General features: G+C 64.1%; 12 protein-coding genes. 5 read left to right on the top strand and 7 right to left on the bottom strand.

The features are described from left to right. Window positions 1-25: 25 nt before the first annotated feature. From MXA07_RS01800 to MXA07_RS01815, 4 genes are all read left to right on the top strand, one after another. Window positions 26-1,120: a nitrilase-related carbon-nitrogen hydrolase gene (locus tag MXA07_RS01800; RefSeq protein ID WP_247730343.1), complete on the top strand. Its 1,095-nt coding sequence runs from the start codon at window positions 26-28 to the stop codon at window positions 1,118-1,120. A 184-nt stretch (window positions 1,121-1,304) separates the two neighbouring features. Continuing rightward, the gene (locus MXA07_RS01805; protein WP_247730344.1) at window positions 1,305-1,982 is read left to right on the top strand and encodes a hypothetical protein; all 678 of its coding nucleotides are present in this window, start codon (window positions 1,305-1,307) and stop codon (window positions 1,980-1,982) included. A gap of 2 nt (window positions 1,983-1,984) precedes the next feature. Further along, on the top strand, window positions 1,985-2,212 hold the full coding sequence (locus MXA07_RS01810; RefSeq protein ID WP_247730345.1) for a hypothetical protein: 228 nt from the start codon (window positions 1,985-1,987) through the stop codon (window positions 2,210-2,212). Window positions 2,213-2,642: 430 nt separating this feature from the next. Then, window positions 2,643-3,128 carry an Lrp/AsnC family transcriptional regulator gene (locus MXA07_RS01815; RefSeq protein ID WP_247730346.1) on the top strand — a complete coding sequence of 162 codons (486 nt, stop codon included), beginning with the start codon at window positions 2,643-2,645 and terminating at the stop codon, window positions 3,126-3,128. 84 nt (window positions 3,129-3,212) lie between these two features. Here the strand turns inward: MXA07_RS01815 and MXA07_RS01820 are convergent, their stop codons facing one another. The 7 genes from MXA07_RS01820 to MXA07_RS01850 form a co-directional block, all read right to left on the bottom strand. Next, complete coding sequence (locus MXA07_RS01820) at window positions 3,213-3,929, bottom strand: DUF4437 domain-containing protein (protein ID WP_247730347.1); 717 nt, start codon at window positions 3,927-3,929, stop codon at window positions 3,213-3,215. A gap of 200 nt (window positions 3,930-4,129) precedes the next feature. Further along, window positions 4,130-4,942 carry an alpha/beta fold hydrolase gene (locus MXA07_RS01825; RefSeq protein WP_247730348.1) on the bottom strand — a complete coding sequence of 271 codons (813 nt, stop codon included), beginning with the start codon at window positions 4,940-4,942 and terminating at the stop codon, window positions 4,130-4,132. A 190-nt stretch (window positions 4,943-5,132) separates the two neighbouring features. Next, window positions 5,133-6,221 carry an ABC transporter ATP-binding protein gene (locus tag MXA07_RS01830; protein WP_247730349.1) on the bottom strand — a complete coding sequence of 363 codons (1,089 nt, stop codon included), beginning with the start codon at window positions 6,219-6,221 and terminating at the stop codon, window positions 5,133-5,135. A gap of 107 nt (window positions 6,222-6,328) precedes the next feature. After that, a complete protein-coding gene (locus MXA07_RS01835) occupies window positions 6,329-7,189 on the bottom strand; it encodes a carbohydrate ABC transporter permease (RefSeq protein WP_247730350.1) in 861 nt (286 codons plus the stop codon). Next, window positions 7,186-8,124: a carbohydrate ABC transporter permease gene (locus tag MXA07_RS01840; RefSeq protein WP_247730351.1), complete on the bottom strand. Its 939-nt coding sequence runs from the start codon at window positions 8,122-8,124 to the stop codon at window positions 7,186-7,188. Before MXA07_RS01840 ends, MXA07_RS01835 begins: the two co-directional genes overlap by 4 nt. A gap of 190 nt (window positions 8,125-8,314) precedes the next feature. Continuing rightward, window positions 8,315-9,700: an ABC transporter substrate-binding protein gene (locus MXA07_RS01845; protein WP_247730352.1), complete on the bottom strand. Its 1,386-nt coding sequence runs from the start codon at window positions 9,698-9,700 to the stop codon at window positions 8,315-8,317. 293 nt (window positions 9,701-9,993) lie between these two features. Beyond that, window positions 9,994-10,464 (bottom strand): redoxin domain-containing protein, encoded by a 471-nt coding sequence (locus MXA07_RS01850; protein WP_247730353.1) that lies wholly within the window; start codon window positions 10,462-10,464, stop codon window positions 9,994-9,996. 371 nt (window positions 10,465-10,835) lie between these two features. Between MXA07_RS01850 and MXA07_RS01855 the strand changes: the two genes are divergently transcribed. Then, on the top strand, window positions 10,836-11,666 hold the full coding sequence (locus MXA07_RS01855) for a DUF4437 domain-containing protein (RefSeq protein ID WP_247730354.1): 831 nt from the start codon (window positions 10,836-10,838) through the stop codon (window positions 11,664-11,666). Window positions 11,667-11,904 lie beyond the last annotated feature (238 nt).

Genomic DNA, 11,904 nt, shown 5'->3' on the forward strand with positions numbered 1-11,904 from the left:
ACGAATGCAAGGAGAGTGCGAACAGATGACACAGACGAGCTTCCGGGCCGCAGCCGTACAGCCCAAGATGGAGACGGCCGACGTCACCGATCCCGACTCGGCCGAGGCGACGATTCGGAGCAATCTCGACCGGTACATGGGGTACGTCGATTACATGTGTAACGGCGGCCACGGGCCGAAACTCATCGTGTTTCCCGAGTCCTGCCTGACGAACTTTCCACGGAACCGAACGCTCGAGGCCTACCGGAACGTCGCCGTCGAACTCCCCGGGTTCGTCACGGATATCGTGGGGGAGAAAGCCCGAGAGTACGACACCCACATCGTCATGGCCACCTACGAGGTGGACCCGGACTGGCCCGAACAGGTGTTCAACACGGCCTTCATCGTCGGGCCGAGCGGCGACCTCATCCTGAAGTACCGCAAACTCAACGACGCGCAGGTCGGGCTCCCGATCTCCGCCAATCCGGGCGACTTCTACGAGGAGTACGTGGACTTCTACGACGGCGATCCCGAGGCGCTGTACCCGGTCGTCGATACGGAGATCGGAAAACTCGCCTGTATGACCTGCGCGGACGTCCGGTACGCCGAGGTCACGCGCTGTCTGGCCCTCCAGGGCGCCGAAATTATCTGTCACCCGACGGGCGAAGGCCGGGAGGTGCAGGATTACAAGGAGAGCTACAACGCCTGCAAGCAAGTCCGGGCGTTCGAGAACCAGGTGTACCTGATCGCGTCGAATACCGGGCAGCTGCTCGGCGGCGAGCGCCCCGAGTTCCGCTTCCGGGGTAACTCGACGATCTACGGCCCGCAAGGCGAGACCATTTCCCAGGTCGAGGGCGCCGGCGAAAGTCTGGTGACGGGAACGGTCGAACTCGAAGCGCTGAGGGAGGAGCGCGCCGGACGGATCGGGTGGAACGTCCCGGCGACCTCGCGGTACCGGACCTACACGTCGATCATGGAGGAGAAGGAGGTCTGGCCGACCGACGCCTTCGCGGACGAACCGATTCGGTCGCCCGCGGATATCCGGGAGGTCCAGGAAGAAGCGCTGGAGAACGCCTACGAGACGGGCGTCTTTACCCGGCCGGAATCGGATTCGGGACCGACCGACGAGCAGCCGCGCTAGGTGTCCCGGCTACCGCCCTGACACGGCGAACGGCGCGGTGGAGCGATCGGCCGAACGGAGCGGTGACGACGTATCCATGTGCTAGAACGGATCCGGGGTGTCCTACGGCCGCGCCGTCCACACCGCGGCCCAATATCTTGCTGATACCGAAACGCCTATCCGACCGTGCGCGATGAAGTCAGACATGTCTGTCGTGGATGAAGAGGTATCAGCATTCGTCGAGAATATGACCTCGACGTACAACCAGAAGATGACGACGGCCGTCCGCGAGAACTTCACCGACGACTACTTCGATAGTCTCGGCGGGCCCGAGGCGGTGATGAAAAAGCAGTTTCCCGCCCAGGCCTGGCGGGAGTTCTACAACGGAACGCTGCCGCCCGCCCGGCAGATGACGCAGGTGTACGAACTGGGCGAACCGTACGGCCGGGACCGGGACATCATCGTCGGACTCGGGAAACAGCTCAGCGACGAGGTCAAACACGCCCGGATCCTGGCGAACCTGTCCGAGGAGCTGGGTACGTCCTGCGACCTGGCGACCTGGGAGGGCGAGAACTACGACAAGTTCGTGAGCAAGTGCCGGACGACGACCGAGTGGGACGAGCCCCACCACATCGCCGCCGGCTTGCAGTGTTCGACGGAGATCATCGCCGCGCGAACGCTCGAGCGGATCGGCGAGTACGTCGAGGACGACTACCCCGATATCACCGCCAGTCTGCGAGACATCGCGGCCGACGAGGGCGACCACATTCACGTGGGGCGGCTGATCATGAAACGGTTCGCCTCGCCGGACGAACTCGACACGCTCGACGAGATCGCCGAACGAAAGTACGACGCGGCCGTGTCCGTGCTGGAAAGCCTCTAACCATGTCCGACACGATTCAACTGAACGAAGAGACGTCCGTCGAACTCTCCGGCTCCTCGGAGATCAACGCCGTTCACCTCGAGAGCCTCTCGTTTCTCCTCGACTTCGACATCGACGAGGACGACGACGTTACCAGCTGCGAGATCGACGTGTCGAAGCTCGTTCGCGTGATGACGTACTACTCGTCGATGGAGGAACGGCGCCACGATTGGCGCAGGATGCACGGATAACGCTCGCTGCCTAATTTTCCGATTCCACGTTGCTGCTCCGCCCCGGGAATTTCGCTTCTCGACCGCTCACCTGTGTTAAACCAGTCGGCCGTACCGCGATCGTTGCGATGCCAGCGGTAGGGACCGGACGCAGCCTGGTTGAACCGGGTGCCGACCGGGTCGTAACGTGCTGCGAGTTCCGTCGCGACGATGGGCGGTGCCGTGCGTATATTTCCGAACTCGTTTTGTGGCACGCAATTCTCGTTCGCGTGTTATAACGTACTTAGTTCGTTATTTCGTTTCCCGTATTACTTGATATCGCGAATTAACCAACCGTACTCGAATGGATTACAGGTGTACGGCCGTCACACTATGGTCCGACGATCGGGCGACGGCCCGATCCGGTCGGTCTCGGCCAAATACATATGACCCGAGCGGTCCTACGGCCGATATGACCCACTCCCCCTCGGACGACCTGGACGAAATCGACCGCATCATTCTGAGCATCCTCTCCGACAATCCGCGGACGCCGTACTCGGATATCGCGGCCGAGCTCGAGCGTCGCGGCCACAACATGAGTAGCGAGGGGACGCGCTACCGCGTCCAGAACCTCTTCGACGCGACGTCGACGTTCTACATGCTCAACCCCGAGAGCCACGACTGGCACGTCCTTCGCGTCTCCGTGTCCGTCGACGACTCGGTCGACGCCAAGGCGACCGTCACCGAAAAACTCCAGGATCGGCCGTTCTGGTTCATCAGTTCGGGCGTCGGTTCGTTCGATATCTACGCCGTGGCGCTGGCCAAAACCCTGGCCGAGGTCGACGAATACATCGGCGACGTTCGAAGCATCGAGGGGGTCGAGTCGCTCGACTTCTTCCTCGAGACTCACCGGACGACGGACATGGGGAACTACTTCCCGCTCGGCGAGGCGATCTGAGCGGGTTCGGGCGGCCTCGTTCCAGACTTCGTCGCCCGGCGGGGACTCGGTCACCGGTCCTCGTCGCCGGAATCGAGGTCCGGTTCACCAGTCGTCGGCCGTATCCGCCACGTATTCGGTTTCCAGGGGGCCGTCGGTCCGGAAGAACGTGAGACAGCCGGTGCTGGTCGAGAACGGGCCGTGTGGGATGTCGGGCGGCCGCCAGAAGTACTTCCCCGCGGAGAAGTGGCCCTGGTCCGATTCCATCGTTCCCTGCACCTGGTAGGCCTCCTCGACGACCGGGTGGGATTCGAGCCGCGTCTCCCGCCAGTGGGCCAGGACGCCCAGCAGCCACGTCGAAGCGCCCGTCCGCGGATCCTGATAGAGACTCTTCCGAGCCGCGCCGGCGGGAAACCCCTCCGTCCGGGGCTGTTCCCACGACAGTTCGGCCGTTCGGGTGAGAACGGGCTCGGGTTCGGGGTGATCGTCGGCGTGCTGGATGGTCATGTACAGGACCCGCGCCCCGTCGGTCGTCTCGTAGGAGACGGGAACGTCGGCCGGCACGAACGCGTGGCCCGACCGATTCAGTCTCGTTCCATCGACGCGAAGGCCGCCGTCGACGACGAACAGCTCGGCGTCGTAGGTGGCCGCAGCTGGGGCCATCGTCGCCCCGGCCGGGATCGATATCAGTCGCGTCGATTCACCCGTTTCGGGGTCTCGAGACAGCGTTTTTTGCGTCGTTCCCGCGGGAAAGACGTCCGATTCGTCCGCCGACCACGAGCGCGTGGTCGGATCCAGGAATTCTACGTGGTCTCGTGGCATGGGATTGGATTCGTGGGCTGGGAGTTGTGGCGTGGCATGTGGATGGGTCGTGACGGGAGCGGTGGTGAGCGAGATGGTGTGATGGGTGACGGCATCGGTGGTGTGCGGCGGCACCGGACTCGACGGCAGCGGCGGGACGCGTCGGCAGGTGCGGCGCGGTGGCAGCAGGGCAAGCGGCGTCAACGGCGGTGAACCGCGTCTCAGTAGCCGTGTTCGCGCAGGAACCGGCGTACCTCCGACGTCACCGAGTCGGGGTCGGCGACCGGTTCGAGCATCGCCCCGCCGACCTCGACGGTGTCCACGTCCGGATAGTCCTCTCGCGCCCGGCAAAACGCCTCCCAGAGCAGGTCGCCCTCGGCGGCCATCAGGAGCCGCGGGACCTCGATCTCGGCGAACAGGTCGGGGAAGTTCTGATCTCGCCCGACGCCGTGAGCCTGTTTGGCCCCGGTTCGGGAGTTCAGCGCGTCGAGCGCCATCCGGTGCTGGGTTTCGGCGTCGATGGGCTGTCCGTCGAACAGCTCCCAGTGGTGCAGCAGGTGGCGCCCGTCCGGTTCGACCGGCGGAACCGCCTCGTCGGGCGACTCGCCGTAGGAATCTTCGAGGATCTCCTCGCGCTCCGCCCGGCTGAAGTACGGCGGGCCGATGAAACAGACCGTCTCGACCCGGTCGGCCTCGTTCACCGCGATCTCGACGCCGGTCCCGGCCCCGGTATGGTGACCGAGGACGTGGAACCGGTCGACGTCCAGGTTGTCGATCGCCTGCGTCAGGACGTCGGTGTAGTAACTGAACGTCGTGACGTCGTCCGGTTCGTAGGACTGGCCGTAGCCGGGTATGTCGAACGCGATGACGTGATAGTCGTCTTCGAGGCCGCGGATGAGGTCCTCGAACATCAGTGACGACGAAGGATTCTGGTGGAAACAGAGCACCGGCGGGTCGCCGGCGTGTGACTCGCCCCCGTATCGGTAGTGAATCTGGCCCTCGTCGGTGTCGACGTACCCCTTTCTCACGCTCATAGTCTCGAACGGTCCAACGAGGTCGGCCCGGTTCCTTATATCTTGTGTAGAACTGGTTCTCGTCGGCCGATTTTTCCGGTGCACCGGTCCGCACAGTGTGCAGCGCCGTTGCGACGAACAGAGTGAAATCGCAACGTCCGCCGATCAGAACGGCCCTGCGCCGGTTCGCCACTACGCCAGCCGCCGGCGATCAGGCGATCCTGACGCCGGAGCTGGGGTCGTACAGTTGCACGTGGTCGGGCGCCAACTGCAAGCCGTAGGTGCCGCCGTTGCCCTCGAACTCGGCGTCGGTGACCGCGATCGTCTCGCCGACCGGCGTCTCGAAGAACGAGTGGGTGACGTCGCCGAGCGGTTCGTCGAGGTAGTGCTCGGCGGGAATGCCGCCGTCGCTGCCCACCGAGATGTGCTGGGGTCGAATACCGAGTTTGACCGGTTCGTCGACGTAGCCGTCCAGGGTGGCCGACGAGATGGTCGTCTCGACCGTGGATCCGTCGTCGAGTTCGACCGAGATCGCCGACTCGCCGTCGACCGCGGTTCCCGCGAAGAACTGCGTGGTCGGCTGGCCGATGAACCCGGCCGAGAAGTCGCTCACCGGGTCGTTGTAGAGCGCCTTGGGTTCGTCGATCTGTTCGATCTCGCCCTCGTTCATCACCGCGACCCTGTCCGAGAGCGTCATCGCCTCCTCTTGGTCGTGCGTGACGTAGATGACGGGACAGCCGATGTTCTTGGTGATCCGCTGGATCACCGGGCGCAGTTCCCGCTTGAGTTTGGCGTCGAGATCGCTCATCGGCTCGTCGAAGAGGAAGACTTCCGGGTCGCGAACGAGCGATCGGCCGAGCGCGGCGCGCTGTTGCTGGCCGCCGGAGAGGTCGGCCGGGCTCTTGTCGAGCTGGTCCGAGATGTGCAGGCGTTCGGCCGCCTCTTTAGCCCGTTTTCGGCGTTCGTCCGCCGACACGCCGGAGATCTTGAGCCCGTACGCGATGTTTTCGGCCACCGTCATGTGCGGGTAGAGCGCGATATCCTGAAAGAGCAGCGCGACGTCGCGTTTCTGCGGCGCGAGATCAGTCACGTCCCGATCGCCGAATCGGATCGTCCCGGCTGTCGGGAGTTCGAGCCCGGCGATGCAGCGCATCGTCGTCGTTTTGCCACAGCCGGAGGGTCCGACGAGCGAGACGAACTCGCCGTCCGCGACGTCGAGATCGATCTCGTCCACGGCGACAATCGTCCCGTCACCCGTCGTAAAATGTTTGGACATGTTCCGGACGCTAATGTCGACCATGGGAGATGCACGTGAGCACTGGACGATATATTTTTTGCATGGGCGGAAGCGATCGGCGGTGTTCGATCCGACGAGAATCGGTTCGGCGGGATCGCGTCGACGGGCGATCAGAGCGACTGGACCTGGAAGCCCTTCAGGAGGTAGCTCTGCAGGAGGTAGGCGAACAGCAGCGGCGGAATCGTCATCACGAACGAGACGGCCATCACCTCCGCCCAGGAGATCTCGAAGCCTTGCCTGACGAGGCGCAGCACGCCGGGTGCGAAGGTCGTCGCCTCCTGGCGGGGGAGCAGGATCTGCGCGATGGTGAAGTCGTTCCAGGCGACCGCGAAGGAAAACAGCGTCGTCGCGATGATCGCCGGCTTGGTCTGGGGCAGGACGACGTCGCGGAACGCGCGGAAGCGTGAGGCCCCCTCGATCCAGGCGCTCTCCTCGTACGAGCGCGGGATCGTCTGGATGTACTTCCACATCAGCCACACGGAAAAGGGGAGCGAGATCCCCGTGAGCGCGACGATGAGGCCGAAGTGGGTGTTCAACAGCCCCAGGTTTCGCCAGATCATGTACAGCGGCAGCGCCAGCACGATCGGGCTGAACATGTATCCCAGCAGCAGGAATCGGGCGAACGTCATCTTGAGCGGGAAGCGGAACCTGGCGAGGCCGTAACCGGCGACGAGGGCGACGACGTTCGTCAGCGCGATCGTGCCGGACGTCACGATCACGGTGTTCAGAATGTAACCCATGACCGCGTCGCTCAGCACCACGGAGAAGTTCTCGAGCGTAAACGTACCGGGCATGGGGTACGCCGAGACGCCGTCGAGGATCGCGCTCCTGGTTTTGAAGGCCGACTGGATCATCCAGTAGATCGGGAACAGGCCGACGAAGGCCATGACCAGCGCGCTCGCGTAGACCGCGACATTGTACGTTCGATCGCTCACGTAGTGATTGTTCAGGTACCAGAACGGCGATTTCATGTTTCCACCTCCTCGCTGGGGTTAAAGAGCTTGAAGTAGATGACGCCCGAGATCGTCAGGAAGAGGAACATAACGACCGACATGGCACTCCCGAGCCCGTAACTACCGTCGGTGAACGTGACCTCGTAGGCCAACAGCGGCAGCGTTTCCGTCACCGATCCGGGCCCGCCGTTGGTTAACTGTGCGATGATATCATACTTGTTGAACATGAAGACCCCGCGCAGGAGGACGGCGACCAGGACGATGCCCTTGATCCGCGGCCAGGTGATGTCGCGGAACATCTGCCACCGGTTCGCCTGACAGATCTTCGCGGCCTCGTAGTACCGGTCCGGAATCGCCCGCAACTGCGCGAGTGCCAGGATCGTCACGAACACCGAGAACTTCCAGGACCCGATCAGCACGACGAGCGGCATGGCCCAGTCGGGACTGCCGAGGGCGAACGCGTCGGCCTCCCACAATCCGAGCCAGTTCCCGAAGACCATGTGCAGGACGCCCGTGTCCGGGTCGAACATGTACAGCGCCCAGAAGGCGACGATGACGGTCGGAATCAGGTAGGCCGTGAAGATGATCGCCGTGAGGACGCGCTTCCCGCGGGTGATGCGGTTCAGGACGAGGGCCATCCAGATGCCGACGACGATCTGGAAGATCGTGTTCCCGACCGTGAACACGACCCCCGTTCGGAGCGAGTGCCAGAAGTCGTCCATGGCCAGCACCTCGGCGTAGTTCTCGAACCCGACCAGCTCCCACTCGGGATTCAGGAGCGGAATCCGGTGGACGGAGGCGTAGAGGGCGAAGAGGATCGGCAAGCCGAAGATCAGGCTGTAGATGACTAACACCGGCAGGATGCTGCTGACGCCCCAGAAGGCCTCTCGATCACCGTCCAGGCGGAGGACCGAGCGGAACCGCTGGTACCGAGTTGCTTCCGTTGTTCCCATCGGAGCGGTGTTTCGATTCGCGCTATAAAAACACTTCGTTCATTGGGAACTGGGCGCACATCGGTGCGGCGACCGGGGTCGCGGTGCATTCGACGGTGGGAGGACGGTGGACGATCGGCGGGGTCGATCTCGCGGGGAGACGATGCGACCGAACTGGGGGCGAGGTGCGGTCGACGAGGCGGGAGGCGAGTTACTCGAAGCGCTCTTTGGCGTCGGAGAGTCGCGACTCCATCTCCGAGCGGTACGTCTCGTAGGCTTCCTCCGGATCCATGCCGGCGACGAGGACCTCGTGGAGCATCTCGCCGAGCTGGTAGCCCTGTCGCAGGTAGATTCCCTCGACGGTGCGGATCGGCGTGACGCCGTCCCAGTCGTTGTGGACGTACTCGTCGCTGATCTCCTGGACCTGCTGGAGTTTTTCGAGGTGGCTGGGAAACTCCTGGAAGTGGCTGATGCTCTGGTAGGCGTCGGACTCGAGGACGCCCTCGTGCGTGGGGAGGAAGCGCATCGGTGCGGGTTCGTAGACGCCGGCGAGGCGCTCGAGGTCGTCGGTGTACAGCCACTCGATGAACTCCCGCGCGCCGGCCGTATTGCCACCGCCGTCGAAGACGAAGTAGCCGTTGACCTCGTTGACGAGGAGCGTGTCCTCCTTCGCGACGCCCGCCTGGAGCGGGATGTGACTGACGCCCGTGTTCCGCGCGATCTCGGGATCGATGGCGGCCGCGACGCCGGCGGGCCACATGTTCAGGTGGATCTGCTGGGCGTAGCTGCCGGCGCCCCAGTCCTCGAGCCCCTGGGCGAAGCCGATCTGTGACGGATCCGGCGAGTACGCGGCCAGCTCGGAGACGAGTTCGAGCACTTCGACGGCCGGCTCTTTCGGGAACCAGAGTTCGACCTCTTCCTGGGAGTCGGACGCCCAGCGAAGCCGGGCGCTGGCCGTGTTGTTGTACAGCGACCGGAAGAACGCGTCCGCCATGACCAGGCCGCTGCTGGCGGGGACGCCGATCCCGCGCGTATCGAACTCGTCGGACTCGTCGATGATTCGGGCGTTCTCGAGCAGGTCCTGGAACGTCTCCGGCGGCGAGAGGTCGAGCGCTTCGTAGACGTCCTCCCGGTAGAGGAACGTGGCCTCGTAGTAGCCGTGAGGCACCTGGTAGACGTCGTCGCCGAACTCGATGGGCGGCGCCACGAGGTCGCCGGCCAGCTCGCTCATCGCGTCGTTGATCTCGTCGACCGACTGGAGCTGACCCGCGGCGACGTTCTGGGCGACGCCGGCGTGGTTGTTCGTGATCGTGTCCGGTGGATCGCCGGACTGCACCAGCGTCGACAGCCGCTGTTCCGCCTGGGAGCCGCCGCCGGTGACCTCCAGGTTGATCTCGTGATCCGACTGCTCCTCGAAAGCCGGAATGAGCTCGTCGTTCCACTTCGTCTGCCAGGCGTCGCTGCCGTAGTCGGTCATGAGGTGGACGGCCTCGGAGCTGCCGTCGTCCGAGTCGCCGCCGAGACACCCGGCCAGGCTCGCACCGATCGCGGAGCCGGCGGCTATCGTGAGCTGTCGCCTCGTGGGATTGGCTACCATACACGCCAGCACTCTGCCTTTCGCCTATAAATCTATCGCCACCAGCTACGGTTTCGTAAATTAAACCAGGGTAATTATTCACATCATTCACGTTCGGGTTCGCTATCGGTGGCCCGGCGGGTGGGCCAGCCGTTCGCTTCGGGAGACGCCGACGACGGCGATCGGTTGTCGGCAGCGAGAAGTGGAACGGTCGCGCGGGAAGGCGACCGGGTACAAGGGTGGGATGGTGACCGGATACAGCGGTGGGATGGTGGCTACGTACCCCGGTAGGGTGGTGACCAGGTACGCGGACGTTACGCGCTCTGGACGGCGTCGTACACGGCCTCGTAGTCGGGTTCGTTGCTCGGATCGCCGTCCCAGGAGAAGACGATCTCGCCGTCGCCGTCGATGACGAAGACGGCCCGGGACGTGATGTCGAAGCCGAGCAGTTCGGACTCGATGTCGGCGTCGTACTTCGAGGCGATGTCCGTGTTGAAGTCGCTGATCAGGTCGAACCCGAGATCGAGCTGGGCCTTGAACTCGTTCAGCGAGAAGGGCAGGTCGGCGCTGATCCCGTAGATCGACGCGCCCTCCGCCTCGAAGTCGGACAGCCGAGCGTTGAACTCGTTCATCTCGCTCATACAGACCGTCGAGAACGCGCCCGGGAAGAACGCGAGGACGATCGGTGCGTCGTCGAGGTTCTCGCTGAGTGTGAAGCTCTCCTCCACTTCGCCGTTCGCGAGCGGTGCAGTGAAGTCTGGCGCCGGATCTCCGACAGTTACCATGTCACTTCGTGATTCGTCGGTCCATAAATAACATTCGACACTGTCAACGATTGGGGGTGTGTTCGCCGTTCCGCCGCCCCCGGCGGTATCCGGGCCTGTCGTCCGCGGCTGCCACGTCGTCCGGACCGGCGGCCCCGGAGCGGTGCCGTGAGCAGCGCCGGGGTTCGGGACGAGACGGGGAGACTGTGTCCGCACCGAATCAGTGTCAGTTCAGTGTGACTGCGGGCGCCGGGACGGTGTCCAGCGTGATTGCGTGGCGGCGGGACCGTGTCGACTGGCAGGCCTCGGTGGCGTGGGGTGGCGGCGGTCGCGGCGGACGGGGTCGATCCTCCAAAGAACTATATACGTATTTGCTCAATTTAGCGTTGGCAATGCGCGTTAACCCAGCATGGGTCGATACGACAGGTGAGGGTTCGCTCCCGGAGCCGACCTACGAGGAGGCGATCGACCGCGAACACATCGAATACGCCCGCAACGAGGAGTATCCGTGGCAGGAAGAGTCCCTGTCCGGCGAACTCCCGGCGTTTCGAAACAAGGTGCTCTCGATCGACGAGCGAACGGGCGCGTTCACTCGCGAAGTCGTCCTCCCCCAAGGGTGGGCGACGGAGTCGGTGACGTTCCCGACGGTGCAGGAGCTGTTCGTCATCGAGGGGAACCTGACCGTCGAGGGGTACGAGCTCGACGAAACGTCGTACCTTCGCGTCCCGGACGAGATGCCGGTCTCGATGGCCGCCCAGAGCGAGACGCGACTCCTCTGGACGTCGGATAGCGCCCTCGACGGCGACGGCGATCACGACGGCCACCGGTACTGGCACGCCCCCGAAGACGAGATCACCCACGTCGATCCGAAGGAGATGGAGTGGGAGATCACGCCGAAGGAGGGTCCCGGCGACGGCCTCGAGAGCATCTGGCTCTGGCACGACGAGGTCTCCGGTGCCACGACCTTCCTCTGCAAGGCGGAGGTCTGGATGGAGGAGCGCCAGGTCCACCACGACGTCGCGGAGAGCTGTTACATCCTCGAGGGCGGCGTCGAGCTGGAAGGCCGCGGCATGATGGAGGAGGGCGACTACTTCTGGCGACCCGCCTGGATCCACCACGGGCCGATCAAGCCCCACGACAACGGCTTCTACGGCTTCCTGCGCGTCGACGCGAACCTCGTCAACTACTACACCTCGCCCGAGGGCGTCCCGCTCAATTACTGATCGCACTGACTCGATCGACGGCGCCGCGCACTCGCGGTCGCCGCTCGAATTTCGACCGACCGTCACCGTCCCGAGTCACGACCAGCGCCAGCCCCGCTCGGCGATCAATCACCCGCGTCCCGACGACCGACGCTCCGGAGTGGCGACGACCGACTATCGGGAGTGCCGACGACCCACGTCCTCCGTGCCGAGCGTCGACTCCCATCACGTCGAGGGGCGAGTACCCGAATGATTCATG

Origin of the sequence: Halovivax limisalsi (assembly GCF_023093535.1) — an archaeon.
In the GTDB taxonomy this organism is placed as follows: domain Archaea; phylum Halobacteriota; class Halobacteria; order Halobacteriales; family Natrialbaceae; genus Halovivax; species Halovivax limisalsi.